We start from the raw sequence: 18,643 nt of genomic DNA on the forward strand, positions 1-18,643 counted from the left end.
TCCATGCGTATAGCAATCATCGGCAGCGGCATCGCAGGGCTATCCTGCGCTCATCTGCTGTCACGCAGGCATGAGGTTACGGTTTTCGAAGCCGAGCAATGGATCGGGGGCCACACGCATACCCTCGATGTGATCTGGCAGGGTGAACGCCATGCAATAGATACCGGCTTCATCGTATTCAATGACTGGACCTATCCGCACTTCATCCGCTTGCTCGATCACCTGAAAGTCGCCTCGCAGCCGACCGAAATGAGTTTCTCCGTGCATGATCCGGCCACCGGCCTGGAATACAACGGGCACGACCTGAACACCTTGTTTGCCCAACGCCGCAACCTGGTGTCCCCGGGGTTCTGGGGGATGCTAAGGGACATTCTGCGTTTCAACCGTCAGGCGCTCGCCGACCTGGATAACCAGCGTATCGATGCCAACGCTACCCTGGGCGCCTACCTCCAAATGCAGCGGTATGGGCAGCGCTTCATCGATCATTACATCGTACCGATGGGCTCGGCGATATGGTCGATGTCCCGCGCGGACATGCTCGGCTTCCCGCTTGCGTTCTTTGTGCGGTTCTGTCGCAACCACGGCTTGTTGTCGGTCAACCAACGCCCACAGTGGCGCGTGATCGAAGGGGGCTCGCGCAGCTATGTCGGTCCGCTGTGCCGACCGTTTGCCGGGCGCATCCGCCTCGGCTGCAAGGTTTACCGGGTCAGCCGCGACGAAGGTGGCGTCACCTTGATGAGCGCTGCCGGTACCGAACGTTACGACAATGTGGTGTTTGCCTGCCACAGCGACCAGGCCCTGGCGCTGCTGGAAGCGCCGAGCGTGCAGGAGCGGGAAGTGCTCGGCGCCATCGGCTATGCCAGCAACGATGTGGTGCTGCACACCGATACCCGTCTGCTACCCCGCCGCAAACGCGCCTGGGCCAGCTGGAACTACCGGCTCGGCGGGCCACAGCAGGCGCCTGCCGCGCTGACTTACAACATGAACATTCTGCAAGGCATCCAGGCACCGACGACGTTCTGCGTGAGCCTCAACCAGACCGCGCTGGTGGATCCGGCGCAGATCATTGCCCGCTTCCAGTACGACCATCCGCAGTACAGCCTTGCGGCGTGCGCCGCGCAGGCGCGCCAGGAACAGCTGCAGGGCTATCGCCACAGTTACTTCTGCGGCGCCTACTGGGGCAACGGTTTTCACGAGGATGGCGTGGTCAGTGCCTTGAAGGTGGCCGCGCTTTTCGGAGAGCACCTGTGAACAGCAGCCTTTGCGTGGGTTGGGTCAGCCACCGGCGCCTGGCGCCGCGCCCCCACGCCTTCCGCTACAGGATCGGCATGTTCTACCTGGACCTGGACGAGCAAGCCTGGCTGACAGGCCTGTCACGTTGGCTGTGGCGCTGGCGTCTGGCGCCGCTCAGCTGGCACCCGGCAGATTACCTGCCAGCTCGGACCCGCCGCGGCGAGACGCTGGCCCAGGCTGCACGTTCGCTGGTGCACAACGCGACGGGAGAGATGCCTGAGGGGCCGGTGCACCTGCTCACGCAATTGCGTTGCTGGGGGCTGTCGTTCAACCCGGTCAGTTTCTATTTCTGCCATGACCGCGACGGACGACTGACGGCAATCCTGCTGGAAGTGCGAAACACGCCATGGCGCGAACGCTTCCATTACGTGCTGCCGGTCAGGGAAAACCTTGCCAGGCCCTTCACTGTCACCAAGGCCTTTCATGTGTCGCCTTTCATGCCACTGCACATGGACTATCGCTTGCACTTTGCCCTGGACCCAGAGCGTGTGCGCATCCACATGGAGAACTGGCAAGCCGATCGCAAGGTCTTCGAGGCCGACCTGGCCCTGCAGCGCCAGCCGCTGGATAAAGCCGCCGTGCACCGATACGTACTGGCCTTCCCCTGGATGAGCCTGCGCACCGTCGCGGCCATCTACTGGCAGGCACTGCGCCTGTTGTTCAAACGCACGCCCATCCATGACCACACGCCCAGCCAGAGTGACCTGGCGCTCGGCCATTCCTGCGAGGACCCTGATGATGTCGAACCCCACCCTGAGCGTTAGCAAGTTCGCCGGCCTCGGGCCGTTGTTCGGTGGCCTGGCACGAAACGCCGTGCTCGCCCGCCTGGGCAGTCTGCGCCATGGCCATTTGCGCCTGCTCAGCCACGGGCAGCAATGGAGCTTCGGTGACGCCGACAGCCCGCTGCAGGCCGAGGTGGAAATCCTTGATGACATCACCTGGAGCCTGATAGCCGGCAATGGCTCGATCGGTGCTGGCGAAGCCTACATCCACGGCTATTGGCGAAGTCCCGACCTGGCGCTGGTGACTCGCCTGTTTGTCGCAAACCTTGAGGTACTTGACACCCTCGAGGGCGGCCTGGCCCGCTTCGGCCGCCCTGCCCTGCGGTTGCAGCACAAACTCAACCGCAACAGCCGGCGCGGTGCCCGCCGCAATATCCTGGCGCACTACGATCTGGGCAATGCCCTGTTCGAGCGGCTGCTGGACCCCACCATGATGTATTCGGCAGCCCAGTTCGAACACCCTGAACAAACGCTGGAACAAGCTCAGTTGCACAAGCTGGAGCGCATCTGCCAGAAGCTGGAACTGTGCCCTGACGACCACCTGCTGGAAATCGGCTGCGGGTGGGGCAGCCTGGCGATCCACGCCGCCACCCGATATGGCTGCAAGGTGACCACGACGACGCTCTCCGAGGCGCAATACAGCCACACCCTGCAGCGCGTTCAGGCGCTGGGGCTGGAGCAGCGCGTGAAAGTGCTTCGCGAAGACTACCGCGACCTTCAAGGCACCTTCGACAAACTGGTCTCCATCGAAATGATCGAAGCCGTGGGCCATCGTTACCTGCCGGTGTATTTCCGCCAGTGTGCCTCGCTACTCAAGCCCGACGGGCTGATGCTGTTGCAGGCGATCACCATCCGCGATCAGCGCTATGCACAGGCGCGGCGGTCGGTCGATTTCATCCAGCGCTACATCTTCCCCGGTGGCGCACTGCCTTCGTTGAGCGTGTTGCTGGATACTGCCAGCCGGCACACCGCACTCAACCTCTTGCACATGGAAGACTTCGGTCAGGACTATGCCCGCACCCTGCGGCACTGGCGAGAAAACCTGCGCCAGGCACGCGCTGCGTTGACGGACCTGGGCTATGACGACATGTTTCAGCGCCTGTGGGAATTCTACCTGTGTTACTGCCAAGGCGGTTTCGAGGAGCGCGCCATCGGTGTCGCGCATCTGCTCTGGGCAGCGCCCCAGGCACGGCGCGCGCCCTTGCCTGGCAGTGCCTGATGAGCCGTCGCTGGCTGCTCGCCAATGCCTTGTGGCTACAGGCTGGCTGGTGGCTGTGCGTATTGGGGGCCGAAAAACCCTTCCTGTCATTGCTTGTGATTCCTGGCCTGGCCGTGCACCTGAGCCTGTGTCCGGACGTCCACGCAGAGGTCAAGGCGCTGTTGCGCGTAACGCCGGTGGGATGTGTGCTGGACAGCGTGCTGGGCGCGCTGGGCGTGTTCGGTTTCGACACCTGGCCACTGCCGCTGTGGCTTGCGCTGCTGTGGCTGGTGCTGGCCAGCGGCATGCGCCACAGCCTGGCATGGGCCGACAGGCACTGGCGGCTCGGTGCGCTGGTGGGTGCAGTTGGCGGCCCTCTGGCCTATCTGAGCGGTGCGAGGTTGGCAAATGTCGACTTGCCCATGGGCACGCTGGAAACCGGCCTGTTACTGGTGCCGATATGGGCCGCTACCCTGCCCCTGCTCGCGCGCCTCGCGGTGCGGTGCTGATTTGCGGCATCGTTCGGAGCAGTAGCGCACCTGCGCCCAGCAACGCGCCCAGCGCTTGCGCCAGTTGAACGGCCGCCCACACACCACGCAGATCTTGCTGGGCAAAAGACCCTTTTTCATATCGGCTGCGCCGCATCGAGTTGTGCCAGCAGTGACTGGCCACGCTGCCACACGGCATCGCGACGGTCAGCCGCCATGCCATCCAGGCTTCGATAGACCAGCGCCAGACGCGGGTTAGCCGAAAGTTCGGAGCGATGGCGAATCAGAAAATGCCAATACAAGGCATTGAACGGGCAGCCATCCTCCTCGGTCACGTGGTCAACCCTGTAACTGCACGCCTTGCAATGGTCGGACATGCGCTGGATATAACGACCACTGGCGCAGTAAGGCTTGGACCCCAGGTAGCCGCCGTCGGCGTACATCACCATACCAAGCGTGTTGGGCAGCTCGACCCAGTCGAAGGCATCCATGTAGACCGCCAGGTACCACTCACAAATCGCGGCTGGGGCGATACCGGCCAGCAAGGCGAAGTTGCCGGTGACCATGAGCCGCTGGATATGGTGAGCGTAGCCCAGGCGAAGGGTCTGGCCGATGGCCTGCTGCATGCAGCGCATGCGGGTGCGCCCGGTCCAGTAGAATTCCGGCAACGCTCGCTCGTTGCCCAGGTAGTTGAGCGCCGCATACTCCGGCATGCGCAGCCAGTAGATGCCGCGCACGTACTCGCGCCAGCCGATCAACTGGCGGATGAAGCCCTCTGCTGCATTGAGCGGTACTCGCCCCTCGCGCCAGGCCTTGTCGACCTCGTCGCACAGGCAACGTACGTCCAGAAGCCCGATGTTCAGCGCCGCACTGATGCGCGCATGGAACAGGTACGGCTCGCCCTCGGCCATTGCGTCCTGGTAGTCACCGAACGCCGCCAGGCCGAACTCCAGAAAGTGTTGCCAGAGCTGCAGCGCCTCGGCATGGGTCACGGGGTAGTCGAAACCGTCGATGGCTCCGTAGTGGTCGCTGAAGCGTTGGCGTACCAGGGCTATTACCGCGGCCGTGATCTGGTCCTGCTCGAAATGCGCGGCGAAGGGGCCACGCAGCTGTCGGGGCAAGGCCTTGCGATTGTCGCCATCGAGATTCCAGGTTCCACCTGCCGGGCTACCGTCAGGCTCCAGCAGCAGGCCGGTACGCTTGCGCATGCCACGGTAGAAGTGCTCCATGCGCAGTTTGCCGCGCTCCCGCGCCCAGCGCGCGAAGGCTTCGCGAGAACAGAAAAATCGCGTGTCGCGATGCCACACAAGTGGCAGTGCGGCATCGCGCAACGCCTGCTCCAGGCGCCACTCACCGCATTCGGTCAGGTGAATGTGCGTGGCTCCCAGGGCTTGCTGCCAGCGCCGCAACTCGCCAACGATGCTACCGCTGTTGCCGTCATCGTCGAGTTGCACATAATGCACTTGCCAACCGCGCTCACGCAGCGCCTGGGCGAAGTGCCGCATGGCGCTGAAGATCAGGACGATCTTCAATGGATGATGCGGCACATACCTGGCTTCCCCTTCCACTTCTGCCATCAGCACAGCATCGCGGTCAGGATCGAGGGCTTTCAGGCTTGCCAGGTCGAACGAAAGCTGGTCACCCAGTACCAGGCCCAGGCGCATCGTTCAGGTTACCCCAGGCTGGTGAACGTTACCGCTACGCAGATTCATGGCACCCCCTCCAGCAGACGCTGACGCAGTTGTTGATCCCTGGCCCGTGGATCGAGCCAGATGGCGAAGAACGCCCGGGCAAAGTCCGGGTCGGCGATCACCCGGCTGAGTTTGCCATCGACGTAGAAACGGCAGCCCTGCCCCGGCATGTACAAGCCGGTGATACGCATCCCAGGGCGTACATCCACGAACGCCTGCTGCATGGCCTGGGACCACGCCGCGCGCCGCTGCGGCGTCAGGCTATCAGGATCCAGGCGGTACATTTCCTCGAGGCTGGCCTTCACCAGCACGTCTCTGGACAGCCTTCGGTGATAGGCGAGTTCAAGGGCAAAAGGCCGGTTCCAGTCCTGAACCGGCCCTGCTGCCCATAGCTGTGCGGTGTAAAGACGCAGGCCAAACCAGGTGAACTCACCGGAGCCCAGCCGTTGCGCCGCCGGGAGCTCCGCTCGCCAGTCCGCCGCCTCGGACAGGCCTGTCAGTAGCAGGCAAAGCCAGGTCCAACGAGCAGTGCGCCCCATGGTGACCTCGAGCACTCCAAAATACCTGTACAATATTGGCAATTATGTACAGCTTTTACCCGTATTGTACAATTTTACGTGCCGACCCCGTAGCGACATGTCGGCGCAAGTTGTGAACAGGCGGACATACGGTGGTGCCAGGAAAAGGAGGCAGTTCAGTGAGCCTTGTCAATGACCTTCACTCTCCCGCCAACGTACTGGTCTGCGGAGCCAGCCAGGGGATTGGCCTTGCACTGTGCACGCAGTTGCTGGGGCGCGCCGACATCGGGCGGGTGTTTGCCGTCTCGCGACATGCCACCAGCAGCCCCGCGCTGGCAGCCTTGTTCGCCGAGCACCCGCGACAGTTGGTTCGCATCGATTGCGACGCCTGTTCCGAAGCGGAACTGCAAACGCTGGCGGCGCGGGTGGGCGCCTGCTGCGACCAGCTGAACCTTGTACTGTGCACGCTTGGCGTGCTGCAAGAGGCACCCGCACGGGCCGAAAAAGCGCTGACACAGGTGGACATGGCTGGGCTGCTGGCCAGCTTCACGACCAACTGTTTCGCCCCTGTCCTGCTGCTCAGGCACTTGCTGCCCTTGTTGCGACAGCAACCGATGACCTATGTGACACTGTCGGCGCGGGTCGGGTCGATCAGCGACAACCATCTTGGCGGGTGGTACAGCTATCGCGCCAGCAAGGCCGCGCTCAACCAGCTTCTGCACACTGCGAGCATCGAACTCAAGCGACTGAACCCTGCTTCCACGGTACTATTGCTGCATCCCGGGACCACCGACACCCGCCTTTCCCAGCCCTTTCAGGGCAATGTACCGCCGGGAAAACTGTTCTCACCGGCATTTGCAGCGACATGCATCCTGGCGCTGGTGAGCCGACACGGTCCCGACCAGAGCGGTACATTCTGGGCGTGGGACGGCACACCGATTGCCTGGTGACGCCAGAGCCAGCATGGCTTGGCTTCTCTTGTCAGCTGAACACCCAGAGCACGCGGGTGGGCTTGTCGGTGAGGTTGGCGTAACGAAAGCTTGCGTGGGGTTGCAGCTGAAAACTGTCACTGGCGTGCAGCGTTACAGGCTCGCCGCCATCCAGCCAGACGGTCAGTTCGCCTTCGAGCACGAAGCAGCCCTGCTCCGAGCTGTCATCCAGGTACTCCTCGCCACTGCTGGCCCCCGGCTCCAGGTGGCTGTCGAGCATGGAGAACGCGCCCGTTATGGTCGGGGATGCCAGCACATCGGTGATGCCACCGGCCAGGTGAAGGGTACGGCGCTCGTGAGGGCGGGTGACCCAGTCGAGCTCGCGTGGCTTGTCCAGCTTGTAGAAATAGGCCGTGGAAACACCGAGCTCTTCGCTGATTGCCGTGAGGTCGGCCACGGTTGGGCGGGATACGCCCCGTTCGACCTGGGAAAGAAAGCCCACCGAACGGCCGATGCGCTGGGCCAGTTCGCCCAGTGTCAGGCCTTTGAACTTGCGCAGGTCGCGAATCAGTACGGCCAGGCTTTCGATCTCTTCGTGCACTTTCATGGTTGAATCGCGACTTTCGGATGGGAAAATTGATGCCCTGAAAAGTACATGATTCAACTCACAAAGCAAGATTCTTCATCGCGATATTGGGGCTGCTTTGCAGCCCTTCGCGGGCACGCCCGCTCCCACAGGGATCTCGCTTCTCCTGAACCCGGCGCCGCACCTGTGGGAGCGGGCGTGCCCGCGAAGGGTCGCAAAGCGACCCAAAACCATTCAACTGACTGGCACCAGCCACAGGGCTCTTCCCTTACCGAACAGCCTCGTACGTCAGGTCCAGGCACTTGCGGGCCTTTGCCACCAGTTCGTCGATCTCCTCGATGCTGATCACCAGCGGCGGCGCGATGATCATGGTGTCGCCCACGGCACGCATGATCAGCCCGTTGTCGAAGCAGTACTGGCGACAGATCATGCCGACACCTTTGCCTTCATGACGCGCGCGGGTGGCCTTGTCCTTCACCAGTTCGATCGCGCCGAGCATGCCCAGGCCACGTACCTCACCTACCAGCGGGTGGTCGGCCAGCTCGCGCAGGCGTTGTTGCAGGTAAGGAGCGGTCTTGTCGTGTACCTGCTCGATGACCTGTTCGTCACGCAGGATCCGCAGGTTCTCCAGGCCCACCGCAGCCGCCACCGGGTGGCCGGAATAGGTGAAACCGTGGTTGAAGTCACCGCCTTCGCTGATGACCTTGGCCACTTCATCTCGCACGATCACGCCGCCCATGGGGATATAGCCGGAGGTAAGGCCCTTGGCGATGGTCATCAGGTCGGGCTTGAGGTCGTAGTAGTCGCTACCGAACCACTCACCGGTACGGCCGAAACCGCAGATCACTTCGTCGGCGACGAAGAGGATGTCGTACCTGGCCAGGATCTCCTTCACCTTCGGCCAGTAGGTCTGCGGTGGAATGATCACCCCGCCAGCGCCCTGGATCGGTTCGGCGATGAAAGCGGCAACGTTGTCCACGCCGACTTCGAGGATCTTCTTCTCCAGCTGTTCGGCCGCCCACACGCCGAAGTCGGCCTCGGTCATGTCGCCGCCTTCGCCATACCAGTATGGCTGCGGAATGTGCACGATATCCGGGATCAGCCCGCCCTGCTGGTGCATGCCGCTCATGCCGCCCAGGCCCGCGCCGGCCACGGTTGAGCCGTGGTAGCCGTTGATGCGGCCGATGATGACCTTCTTGTTCTTCTGGCCCTTGAGCGCCCAGTAATGGCGGACCATGCGCAGCACGGTGTCGTTGCCTTCGGAACCGGAGCCGGTGAAGAACACATGGTTCATGCCTTGCGGGGCCACATCGGCGATCGCCTTGGCCAGTTCCAGCGCGGGCGGGTGCGCGGTCTGGAAGAACAGGTTGTAGTACGGCAACTGCTTCATCTGCTGGCTGGCGACGTCGGCCAGCTCATCGCGGCCATAGCCCACCGCCACGCACCACAGGCCTGCCATGCCATCGAGAATCTTGTGGCCTTCGCTGTCCCAGAGGTACACGCCCTTGGCCGAGGTGATGATGCGCGGGCCTTTCTCGGCCAGTTGCCGAACATCGCTGAACGGGGCCAGGTGGTGGTCGCGGCTCATGGTTTGCCAGGCAAGGGTCTGCGAATTCTGCTCACTCATTGACTTCACTCCATCAGGTTGCGCAGCCGTGCTGCGCAGGTACTTTTTTGTAATTGGTAAAGATGCTGTCAGGCGGACTTCAAGAGCATCTGGCGCAATACCGAGCGATGCCGGCAAGCCTTGCCAAAGGACTGGAAGATGGTCAGGTAGTGCGGGTTGTCCATGACCTGGTATTCGGGGTGCCATTGCACGGCCAGGGCAAAACCTTTGCTGTTCTCGACCGAAATCGCTTCCACCAGGCCATCGGGTGCCAGCGCCTCCACCCTCAACCCGGGGGCCAGTACATCGATGCCCTGGCCGTGGATGGAATTGACATCGATGACCGCCGGCAAGCCCATGCGGTCGAGCATGCCGCCGGGCTCTATATGCAGGGCGTGACGCGGGCCATATTGCTTTTCGATGGGCTCACCCTTGCTTTCGCGGTGGTCCATGAACCTGCCGGTCTCATGCACCTTCTGGTGCAGGGTGCCGCCCAGCGCCACGTTCATTTCCTGGAAACCACGGCAGATGCCGAGCACCGGCACACCGGCGGCGATGGCCGCACGCATCAGCGGCAAGGTAGTGGCATCACGCAGCGGGTCGTGATGGGTGCCCGCTGCACTGGCCGGGCCGTTGTAGTGCAACGGTTCGATGTTGGACGGCGAACCGGTGAAGATCAGCCCATCCACCACGTCGAGAATATCGGCGCTGTCCATCAGGTCTGCGAGGCTGGGTATCACGATGGGCAGCCCACACGCTGCCTGGGCCGCCGCGCGCGCGTACTTCTCGCTGATGGTCTGGGTTGCATGCAGCTCGATCATGCTGGTGCATGCGGTAATGCCGATAACGGGCACACGTGGCATATCTTCCTCCGGCAAATCCATATTGCGCGTTGTATTGAAACGGTAGAAAGGCAGGGGGCAGCGGGGCTGCCCCAACCTCGCACCTACAGGAACCAGCGGTATTCGCGGGCATCGATGTGGCGCATGAAGTCCAGTTGCTCCTGGTATTTGTTTTCGCAGTAGACCATCACGAATTCACTGCCCAGGCCCTCGTTCACCACCGGGTGGTGACGCATGGCGGCCAGGGCACTGAAGGCATCCTTGGGGAACTCGATGCCGCTCTGGCGGTTGTCGTTCAGCGGGGCGATGGGCTCGACGCCACGTTCCAGGCCATGCTCCATCCCGGTCAGGATGGCCGCCAGCACCAGGTACGGGTTGGCGTCGGCACCGGCGAGGCGGTGTTCGATGCGCAGGTTGCGCGGGTCGGACTCAGGGATGCGAATACACGCATCGCGGTCTTCGAAACCCCAGCTGGCCTTGCTCGCCGCGTTGACCATGGCGCCGTAACGGCGGTAGGCATTGTGGTTGGGGGCGAAGATCGGCATGCAGTGCGGCAGCAGCTCCAGGCACCCTGCCACCGCATGGCGCAGCTTGCGCTGGTCATCGCCGGCCAGGATGTTGTTGCCGGCGTTGTCGTACAGGCTGACGTGCACATGCATGCCGCTGCCCGGCGCGTCGAGGTACGGCTTGCTCATGAAGCTGGCTCGGTAGCCGTGCTTCATCGCGATACCGCGGGTGCTGCGGCAGAACAGCGCCGACCAGTCCGCCGCGCTCATGGCATCGTCGCTGTGCGAGAAGTTGATCTCGAACTGGCCCGGGCCCAGCTCCGCGGTGATCACGTTCGCCGGCACGCCCTGCTCGTTGGCGCCATCGACCATCTCGTGCAGCACCGCTGCGAAGCGCGACAGCCGCTCGATGTGCATGTTCGGCTGGTCGTCGTGGTCGTCGGTCGCCTTGTCGCGAGGGTACTGTGGCAGCCCGTTATCGAGCTTGCGGTCGAACAGGTAGAACTCCAGCTCGAAGGCCACCACCGGGCGAATGCCGCGCCTGGCCAGGCGCTGGATCACCCGGGCCAGCACTTCACGGGGCTCGAACTCGATGGGCTTGGCGGTGCCGTCAGAGGTGATGAGCATCTGCGCGATCGGTTCCTTTTCCCAGCGCACCGGCTTGAGGGTACCCGGCACCAGGCGGCGGGCGGCATCCGGGTCGCCATCGGCGAAGCAGTAGTCACCGATCGGGTAGAGGCCACCTTGGGTGCCGAGCAGCACGCAGTTCTGCGGCAACTTCAGTGGCGCGCCGGCTGCGACTTTTTCCAGCATGTCCATGGGGTAGCGCTTGCCGTAGAAGTGCCCGGGGATATCCAGCGCAATCAGGTCGACATAGCGTATTTCTGGGTGCTGCGCTCGGAACGAGCGCACTTCAGTCAGCAGATCCGGAAAGACGACACTCATCTTCTTGTCCTTGTGAGGTGAACGAATTCAGTTGAAGACCCAGAGCACGCGGGTGGCTTTTTCCGTCAGGTTGGCGTAACGGAACTGCGCGTGGGGGTGCAGCTGGAAGCAGTCATTGGCCTGCAGGGTCACGGCGTCACCGTGGTCCAGCCAGACCGTGAGTTCGCCTTCGAGCACGAAACAACCCTGCTCGGAACGGTCAGTCAGGTAAAGCTCGCCACTGCTGGCGCCTGGTTCGAGATGGCTGTCGAGCATGGAGAACGCGCCGCCGATGGTGGGCGAGGCCAGCACATCGGTGATACCCGACTCGAGGTACAGCGTGCGCCGCTCGTGGGGGCGCGTGACCCAACTGACGCTGCGTGGCTTGCTCAGGTTGTAGAAGTACGCGGTGGAAACGCCGAGCGCTTCGCTGATGGCGGTAAGGTCCGCCACGGTAGGGCGCGATACACCGCGCTCGACCTGGGACATGAAGCCGACCGAGCGGTTGATGCGCTCGGCGAGTTCGCCCTGGGTCAGGTTCTTGAATTTGCGCAGGTCGTGAATAAGGATCGCGAGGGCTTCAACCTCTTCGTGCATCTTCATCGTTTGAGACTGCCGTGAAATTTTTAGAGTTATTTTTCATGAAAAATTACATGAAAAATTTCACGAGTCAAGCCGAAGCTGAAAATGGGAAGCCGCGAATGGAGATGTGGGGGGCAACTAGCAGCGAAGAGGCGTAACGAGAAAAGTACCTTGAAGCCCTCAGGAAGCGAGGGCCTGCGAACGCGGCCGTACTGGCATTTCATAGCGGTGCGGTTGCTGCCAGGCCAGCTGTGCCTGGACATCGACCGCCGCATCCATCACTTTCTGCGCCCAGTTCTCATCCTTGGGGCACACCACCACCACGCGAAAACCGTGGTCGACGCCTTCCAGCCGCACGCCTTCGGAATCATCGACATGCAGGTCGATATCGAAGGCCGACGGCAACTTCGAGGGCGCATTCTCAAGCCCGTTCACGGCAAGGATATGCTGGTGCCGGTCACTGTTGACCACGCCATCGACACGGATGCCGTAGAGCATCAGCCAACGGCGGATATAGGCCGGGGTGCGCCCCGACGAGGTGTAGATCCAGATGCTGCAGCCCTGGCGGCGCAGGTCGCGGATCAGCGCACGCGTGCCAATGCGCAGGGGTTCACCCAACCAGCGGTGGACAAACGCCGGCAGCTTGCTGTCCTCGGCGGCGGCGTGGTCGGCCTGGCAGGCGAGCGTGTCGTCGATATCGAACGAAATGCGTACCTGCGGGCGATTGAACGCGCGCTCGAAGGCTTGCCGCCCGCGCTGGAACAGAGAAGGGCTTTGCATCAGCGGCACCTCTCGCGCGCAGGCATGGATGTGCCGCCGAGGAAGAACTTGCCGGGCTCGGGCGCGTGCGCCTCAAGGAAAGCTGCATACTTTTTCTTGATCTTGGGTAGTTCGTACAAAGCCTTTACACCATGCTTGGCGGAGTTGCGTATGACCGAGGACGGGTTGAAGTAACCCTCGGCGTTGTCCAGCGACAGCACGAATGGCGGTAGCCCCGCGCGCATCAGCAAGTAGCTGACAATGAGCGACCCGGTGCGGTTGTTGCCTTCGATGAACAGCTGCGGCTTGCTCAGAATTCGAACGTAGACACCCGCCGCGCGCTTCCAGATCGAATCGCTGCCATACGAGCAATACCAGTTGTAGAGGTCCTTGATGCCGCCCTCCACATTATTGAAAAAGTGCGCCTCGGTCGCCGCCAGGTGCGGGGCGAACTCCAGCCGGCGTGCCGGGTCGCTGCCGCACAGCACGGTGGCATTGATCTCCAGCATCAGGTTCAGTTGCTGAAGGTCGAAAAGGTCGACACCCCGGGCGACATAGTCGTCAATCAGGGCATAGCCTTCAACCACATTCAGCAGCACCTCGTCGGTGAATGGATCCCGCGATTCGGTGAAATGCTGGCTGAGTTCGGCGAAGCGGGCCTGCACCTCACGCAGTGCGCGCTCTACCGCTGGCAGATCAAGACGACGCGTCGCTGGCATTGGAAATCCCTGGTAACACTTGACGGAAGGTAACGCGGCCGGGTGTTGCAGCCTCCCTGACTGCAACACCCGGCCACCTTGGCAGGTACGGCCTCAGCTGAACTTGCCGCTGATGTAGTCGGCGGTCAGCTGCTCACGCGGGTTCTGGAAAATCTGCGTGGTCGGGCCCATTTCGACCAAGTAACCGGTACGAGTGCCTTTGGAGATGTCGACCGAGAAGAACGCGGTGGTGTCGGCCACACGAATCGCCTGCTGCATGTTGTGGGTCACCAGGGCGATGGTGTAGTCCTTTTTCAACTCGACCATCAGCTCCTCCACCCGGCGGGTGGCAATCGGGTCGAGTGCCGAGCAGGGTTCGTCCAGCAACAACACTTCCGGCTCGGTGGCGATGGCGCGGGCGATGCACAGACGCTGTTGCTGGCCGCCGGACAGGGCCAGGCCGCTGACCTTGAGCTTGTCCTTCACCTCGTCCCACAGCGCGGCGCCCTGCAGCGCGTGCTTGACGCGGTCGCCGATGTCGCCCTTGTAGCGGTTCAGGCGCAGACCGAAGGCGACGTTGTCGAAGATGCTCATGGAGAACGGGTTGGGCTGCTGGAACACCATGCCGATGTAGCGGCGCACCACCACAGGGTCGACGCCCTTGCCGTAGACATCCTGGCCCAGGAAGTGCACATGGCCTTCGAAGCGGAAGCCCTTCACCAGGTCGTTCATGCGGTTGAGGCTACGCAGCACGGTGCTCTTGCCGCAGCCGGACGGCCCGATGAAACCGGTGATCTCGTTCTTGCGAATCGGCACATGGCTGTCGCGAACGGCCATGAAATTGCCGTAGAAGATCTTGTCCAGCTTGCAGTCCATGACGATGGGGGCTTCGCTGACCACGGGAGCGGCTTTTGGCGCAGTGGATACGTTCAAGGTCGGATGCTCCCTTTCTCAATACTTGGGCTTGCCGAATACTCGGCTCAGAATGTTGATTACCAGCACGATCATCACCAGTACCAGCGAGGCCGCCCAGGCGAGCTCGAGCTGGTTGTCGAATGGCATGCCGGAGAAGTTGTAGATCAGTACGGCCAGTGAAGCCGTCGGGTTCATGACCGCCAGGTCGCCGTCATGCAGGATCCAGTAGTTGCTGAACAGCGCGGTGAACAGCAGCGGCGCGGTCTCGCCGGCAGCACGGGCCACGGCCAGCATGACACCGGTGAGGATGGCCGGCAGGCCGGTGGGCAGAACGATTTTCCAGATCACCTGGGCACGGGTGCAGCCCATGCCGTAGGCGGCATCCTTCATGATCTTGGGCACCATCTTCATCGACTCTTCAGCGGTCAGCACGACGATGGGCAGCATCAGCACCGCCAGGGCCACACCACCTGCCGGCGCGGAGTAGGTGCCGGTGGTCATCACCACCAGGGCGTAGGCGAACACGCCGGCCAGGATCGACGGCAGGCCGGTTAGCATCTTGGCGGCGAAGCGCGCGGCGTTGGCCAGCTTGCTGTCCGGGCCGAGTTCGGCCAGGAACACCGCGGCAAGGATACCGACCGGCACGGCGATGGCGGCAGCGATGCCGACCATGACGAAAGTACCGGCCATGGCGTTGCCAAAGCCCCCGCCCATCTCGAAGCCGGTGGGTGGCAGCTCGGTGAACACCTCCAGGTTGAGGCGTGCGCCGCCGCGAGTGATCAGCATGTACAGCACGGAAATCAGCGGCACGCTGGCCACCAGTGCCGCGAACCATGCCAGCGTGGTCAACAACAGGCTGCGCAGGGAACGGCCTTCAAGCTTGCGCTGCAGGCTGGGCAACGCGTTTGCAGGGGTGGTGAGGTTGGTCATCATTTGTTACCCCGCTGGGCGTAGAGCATGATCATCGAGCCGAGCACGTTCACCAGCAGGGTGATGAACATCAGTACCAGTGCGGCGTACATCAGCACCTCGACCTCGTTCGGGCCGGCCTCCGGGAAGTTCAGGGCCAGCAAGGCCGCCAGCGTGTTGGCCGGGGCGAACAAGGACAGGGAAATGTTGTTGGCATTGCCCACCAGCATGGCCAGCGCCATGGTTTCACCCAGCGCACGGCCCAGGCCGAGCACCAGCGAACCGAAGATGCCGGTGGCTGCCGATGGCACCATTACCTTGAGGATGGCCTCCCAATGGGTGGCGCCCAGGCCGTAGGCGGCCTGCTTGGTCTTCATCGGCACGCTGGTCAGGGCGTCCTGCGAAACGGCGGCGATGGTCGGCAGGATCATGATCGCCAGCACCAGCGCGGCAGGCAGCAGCCCGGGGCCGCTCAGGGAAGTGCCGAAAAAGGGAATCCAGCCCAGCTCGCTGTTCAGCCAGGTGGTCAGCGGGCGAATGGCCGGGATGACCACATAGATCCCCCACAGGCCGTAGACGACGCTGGGGATGGCTGCGAGCAGCTCGACGATGGTGCGGAACACCGCCGCCAGCCTGGCCGGGAGGAAGTCCTGGGTCAGGAAGATGGCCATGCTGACGCCGAAGAAACCGGCGATCAACAGGGCGATCAGGGCGCTGTAGAGCGTGCCCCAGATCGCTGGCAAAATTCCGTACTTACCTTGGTTGACGTCCCAGACACTACCGAACAGCACGTCAAAGCCGTGCTTCTCGATGCCAGGCAGTGCCTTGCGGCCCACTTCGTAGACCAGCGCGAAGACCAGCGCCAGCACCAGCACCACACCGATGCGTGCAAGCGCACGGAAGGTGCGATCAACCAGGAAGTCTTTCGCAGACGGTGGCTGGCACGCGGAGTCGGGATTGGCCGGGATGGCGAAAGGAGTGTTCATTGGCAAGTTCCGGGACAGAGGGCAAACACACCCGGTATGGCCACCAGACCACACCGGGAGCGCCTGGGCGTGTTACTGGATGTTTGCGGACGCTTTGCGTACCTGATCGACAACCGACGGTGGCAGCGGGATGTAGCCCATCGAGTCGGCGATCTTCTGGCCTTCGGTCAGGCTGTATTCGACCATTTCGCGCATGGCCTTGGCCTTGGCCGGGTTACCGTTGTCCTTGCGGAAGATCATCCAGGTGTAGGAGGTGATCGGGTAGGACTTGGCACCGTCCGGGTCAGGCAGCCAGGCCACCAGGTTTTCCGGCATCTTCACCGCCGCCAGAGCCTCGGCACCGCTCTCGGCGTTCGGCACGACGTATTGGCCGGCCTTGTTCTGCAGCTGGGCGAAGTCGACCTTGGCCAGCTTGGCGAAGCCGTATTCGATGTAGCCGATGGCACCTGGGGTCTGGCGGACGGTGGCGGTTACACCGTCGTTTTTCGGCGACTTGATGAACTTGTCGCTGGCCGGCCAGTTGACGGTATTGCCTTCACCCAGCGCTTGCTTGAAGTCAGCGTTGATGGCCGACAGGTGCTTGGTGAATACCGCAGTGGTACCGCTGGAGTCGGCACGCACGACCACGGTGATCGGGGTAGCTGGCAGTTTCAGCTCAGGGTTGGCCGCGACGATCTGCGGGTCGTTCCACTGGGTGATCTTGCCGAGGAAGATGTTGGAGTACACATCACGTGGCAGCTTCAACCCTTTAGGGTTGCCTGGCAGGTTGTAAGCCAGGACGATTTCACCGGCGGTCATCGGCAGCAACTGCACGCCCTCGCCGACCTTGGCGATTTCTTCGGCTTTCATGGCCGAGTCGCTGGCGGCGAAGTCGACGGTCTTGTTCAGAAAGTCCTGGACACCCGCCCCGCTCCCCTTGGACTGGTAGTCAACGGTGACACCGTCGGTTTCCTTGCTGAAGGCCTTGAACCAGGTCAGGTAGATCGGTGCCGGGAAGCTGGCGCCGGAACCGGTCAGGCGGACGTTCTCTGCGGCGAAGGATGCCGAGGTGGCGCAAACAGAAACGGCAACGGCGAGTGCAGCAGACTTCATCAGGCGTATCATCGAAAAGTGCTCCGTGTGATGGCCGGCACACTTTGCAGCAGCAATGTTACAGCTTTGTGACCAATGAATGGCAGGCCGCACGGTAGAGCCGTCTGGCGGCGCCATCACGGCAACATCAGTAACCAGAGCCCTGGACGGGTTCCTGTCTCAACCCTAAGGCCTCGATGTGTCGGTTGAATGACTGTTTGCAGTGGGCAACCGGTTTCCGGGCACCGCTGGTCGGATATCGGGCACTCGGGCGTCGCTGCGGCATTCAACCGGTCATGCAAACCAGACGGGAGCGAATGCCATGCCACGCGGCGACAAGGACAAATACACCGACAAGCAGAAGCGCAAAGCCGAACATATCGAAGAAAGCTACGAGCACAAAGGCGTACCGAAAGACCAGGCTGAAGCGCGCGCCTGGGCCACCGTAAACAAACAGTCCGGGGGTGGTGAGAAGAAAGGCGGCTCGGGCAAGGCCACCTCTTCCAGCGAGAAGAAGACTGCCCGCTCGGACTCGGCCAAACGGGCGGCGAAGTCACGTCACGGTCATTCCCGCACATCGGACAGTTCCCTGGAAACCCAGAGCAAGCAAAGCCTGATGAAGGAAGCGCGCAGCAAAGACATCAAGGGGCGCTCCACCATGACCAAGGCACAATTGGTGGAAGCGCTCAAGCACGCATGACGCAAGCCTTTGGGCACCCGCGCAATAGCGCCGCCTGGGCCAAGCGCGACCTTGTGGGAGCGGGCGTGCCCGCGAGAATGCAACGCGGTGCATGGCACCGGCTACGCCGGTGTTCGGGGGTGAACCCGCTCCCAAAGGGACCGAGCACGCCTGAAAAAATCGACTCATGCAGACAGGTAGATGCCACTACGAGCCCGGCAGCAGAACTGCCTCAGAGGGTAAAAATACTCACTACCCTTGCTGTGACAACCACGCAAAAACCCAGCAAGCAGATCACCCCGATGCCATAAAGCACGGTACGCAACGGCTGCACCCTCGCCAGGTAGGCCCACGTGTGCAAGACCCTGGCCGCAGTGAACACGATGCTCAACCAGACGTTGGGCCCCGCCGCTGTCTCGAGGGCAATGGCGAGCCCGCAGAGCGCGAAGAATACCGGGATATTTTCCATGTCGTTAGCCCACACCCTGGCGGCCTGGGGGACCATTTGGCCAATGCAGAGGAGAATGCTGGTGGCGAGTGGTGAGCTCGAGATCGGTGCCCCACTCCATTGATGCAAATCAAGCCGCCGGCCCCGGTTCGCGCGACGATTGCTGTCAGCAAGGAACGAATCGACAACCGCCATGCGCATCGTGCTCAAGGTCATCGCCATCGATCACCGCG

Annotated in this window: 21 protein-coding genes; 6 read left to right on the forward strand and 15 right to left on the reverse strand. The window is 62.5% G+C overall.

The window, feature by feature from the left end; genetic code table 11:
* Positions 1–3: 3 nt before the first annotated feature.
* Genes V3314_RS18160 through V3314_RS18175 form a run of 4 tightly spaced genes read left to right on the forward strand, consistent with a single transcriptional unit; the run spans position 4 to position 3,782 of the window.
* Entirely contained in the window at positions 4–1,251 is a 1,248-nt protein-coding gene (locus tag V3314_RS18160; protein ID WP_046613901.1) for an FAD-dependent oxidoreductase, read from the forward strand.
* Positions 1,248–2,057 carry a DUF1365 domain-containing protein gene (locus tag V3314_RS18165; RefSeq protein ID WP_108480996.1) on the forward strand — a complete coding sequence of 270 codons (810 nt, stop codon included), beginning with the start codon at positions 1,248–1,250 and terminating at the stop codon, positions 2,055–2,057. Before V3314_RS18160 ends, V3314_RS18165 begins: the two co-directional genes overlap by 4 nt.
* On the forward strand, positions 2,032–3,294 hold the full coding sequence (locus V3314_RS18170) for a cyclopropane-fatty-acyl-phospholipid synthase family protein (RefSeq protein WP_046613903.1): 1,263 nt from the start codon (positions 2,032–2,034) through the stop codon (positions 3,292–3,294). Before V3314_RS18165 ends, V3314_RS18170 begins: the two co-directional genes overlap by 26 nt.
* Positions 3,294–3,782 (forward strand): DUF2878 domain-containing protein, encoded by a 489-nt coding sequence (locus V3314_RS18175; protein WP_046613904.1) that lies wholly within the window; start codon positions 3,294–3,296, stop codon positions 3,780–3,782. The genes V3314_RS18170 and V3314_RS18175 overlap by 1 nt, the downstream gene beginning before the upstream one ends.
* Here V3314_RS18175 and V3314_RS18180 read toward each other — a convergent pair.
* From V3314_RS18180 to V3314_RS18190, 3 genes are read right to left on the reverse strand one after another with little or no spacing between them, the layout of a single operon-like run.
* Positions 3,720–3,902 carry a DUF2256 domain-containing protein gene (locus tag V3314_RS18180; RefSeq protein WP_075045543.1) on the reverse strand — a complete coding sequence of 61 codons (183 nt, stop codon included), beginning with the start codon at positions 3,900–3,902 and terminating at the stop codon, positions 3,720–3,722. The two genes, V3314_RS18175 and V3314_RS18180, sit on opposite strands and share 63 nt — an antisense overlap.
* The gene (locus V3314_RS18185) at positions 3,899–5,425 is read right to left on the reverse strand and encodes a cryptochrome/photolyase family protein (protein WP_338459439.1); all 1,527 of its coding nucleotides are present in this window, start codon (positions 5,423–5,425) and stop codon (positions 3,899–3,901) included. The genes V3314_RS18180 and V3314_RS18185 overlap by 4 nt, the downstream gene beginning before the upstream one ends.
* A gap of 44 nt (positions 5,426–5,469) precedes the next feature.
* Positions 5,470–5,991, reverse strand: a complete 522-nt coding sequence (locus V3314_RS18190; RefSeq protein ID WP_046614092.1) for a chalcone isomerase family protein — start codon at positions 5,989–5,991, stop codon at positions 5,470–5,472.
* 158 nt (positions 5,992–6,149) lie between these two features.
* Between V3314_RS18190 and V3314_RS18195 the strand changes: the two genes are divergently transcribed.
* Entirely contained in the window at positions 6,150–6,920 is a 771-nt protein-coding gene (locus tag V3314_RS18195; RefSeq protein ID WP_046613906.1) for an SDR family NAD(P)-dependent oxidoreductase, read from the forward strand.
* Between the two features lie 31 nt (positions 6,921–6,951).
* Here V3314_RS18195 and V3314_RS18200 read toward each other — a convergent pair whose 3' ends face one another.
* From V3314_RS18200 to pstS, 11 genes are all read right to left on the reverse strand, one after another.
* Positions 6,952–7,506 carry an XRE family transcriptional regulator gene (locus V3314_RS18200; protein WP_046613907.1) on the reverse strand — a complete coding sequence of 185 codons (555 nt, stop codon included), beginning with the start codon at positions 7,504–7,506 and terminating at the stop codon, positions 6,952–6,954.
* A gap of 247 nt (positions 7,507–7,753) precedes the next feature.
* A complete protein-coding gene (locus V3314_RS18205) occupies positions 7,754–9,112 on the reverse strand; it encodes an aspartate aminotransferase family protein (RefSeq protein WP_046613908.1) in 1,359 nt (452 codons plus the stop codon).
* Positions 9,113–9,180: 68 nt separating this feature from the next.
* Positions 9,181–9,954, reverse strand: coding sequence for a gamma-glutamyl-gamma-aminobutyrate hydrolase family protein (locus V3314_RS18210; protein ID WP_085598301.1), 774 nt, complete (start codon positions 9,952–9,954; stop codon positions 9,181–9,183).
* Positions 9,955–10,037: 83 nt separating this feature from the next.
* A complete protein-coding gene (locus tag V3314_RS18215; protein WP_338459440.1) occupies positions 10,038–11,384 on the reverse strand; it encodes a glutamine synthetase family protein in 1,347 nt (448 codons plus the stop codon).
* A 27-nt stretch (positions 11,385–11,411) separates the two neighbouring features.
* Positions 11,412–11,966 carry an XRE family transcriptional regulator gene (locus tag V3314_RS18220; protein ID WP_338459441.1) on the reverse strand — a complete coding sequence of 185 codons (555 nt, stop codon included), beginning with the start codon at positions 11,964–11,966 and terminating at the stop codon, positions 11,412–11,414.
* A gap of 159 nt (positions 11,967–12,125) precedes the next feature.
* Positions 12,126–12,725: a hypothetical protein gene (locus V3314_RS18225; RefSeq protein WP_338459442.1), complete on the reverse strand. Its 600-nt coding sequence runs from the start codon at positions 12,723–12,725 to the stop codon at positions 12,126–12,128.
* Positions 12,725–13,423, reverse strand: a complete 699-nt coding sequence (locus tag V3314_RS18230) for a hypothetical protein (protein ID WP_046613912.1) — start codon at positions 13,421–13,423, stop codon at positions 12,725–12,727. The genes V3314_RS18225 and V3314_RS18230 overlap by 1 nt, the downstream gene beginning before the upstream one ends.
* Before the next feature lie 93 nt (positions 13,424–13,516).
* The gene (gene pstB / locus V3314_RS18235) at positions 13,517–14,278 is read right to left on the reverse strand and encodes a phosphate ABC transporter ATP-binding protein PstB (RefSeq protein ID WP_031324478.1); all 762 of its coding nucleotides are present in this window, start codon (positions 14,276–14,278) and stop codon (positions 13,517–13,519) included.
* A 75-nt stretch (positions 14,279–14,353) separates the two neighbouring features.
* Entirely contained in the window at positions 14,354–15,247 is an 894-nt protein-coding gene (pstA, locus tag V3314_RS18240) for a phosphate ABC transporter permease PstA (RefSeq protein ID WP_023661149.1), read from the reverse strand.
* The gene (gene pstC, locus V3314_RS18245) at positions 15,247–16,212 is read right to left on the reverse strand and encodes a phosphate ABC transporter permease subunit PstC (RefSeq protein ID WP_013972145.1); all 966 of its coding nucleotides are present in this window, start codon (positions 16,210–16,212) and stop codon (positions 15,247–15,249) included. Before pstC ends, pstA begins: the two co-directional genes overlap by 1 nt.
* Before the next feature lie 72 nt (positions 16,213–16,284).
* A complete protein-coding gene (gene pstS / locus V3314_RS18250) occupies positions 16,285–17,316 on the reverse strand; it encodes a phosphate ABC transporter substrate-binding protein PstS (protein WP_046613914.1) in 1,032 nt (343 codons plus the stop codon).
* 289 nt (positions 17,317–17,605) lie between these two features.
* Here pstS and V3314_RS18255 point away from each other — a divergent pair, with 289 nt between their 5' ends.
* Complete coding sequence (locus V3314_RS18255) at positions 17,606–17,983, forward strand: hypothetical protein (protein WP_046613915.1); 378 nt, start codon at positions 17,606–17,608, stop codon at positions 17,981–17,983.
* A gap of 211 nt (positions 17,984–18,194) precedes the next feature.
* On the opposite strand, the gene V3314_RS18260 is transcribed toward V3314_RS18255, so the two are convergent.
* Positions 18,195–18,632, reverse strand: a complete 438-nt coding sequence (locus V3314_RS18260) for an MAPEG family protein (RefSeq protein ID WP_080958415.1) — start codon at positions 18,630–18,632, stop codon at positions 18,195–18,197.
* Positions 18,633–18,643: the final 11 nt, after the last annotated feature.

The sequence above is a fragment of the Pseudomonas sp. TE3-3-F2023 genome, assembly GCF_036784815.1.
GTDB lineage: Bacteria > Pseudomonadota > Gammaproteobacteria > Pseudomonadales > Pseudomonadaceae > Aquipseudomonas > Aquipseudomonas pudica.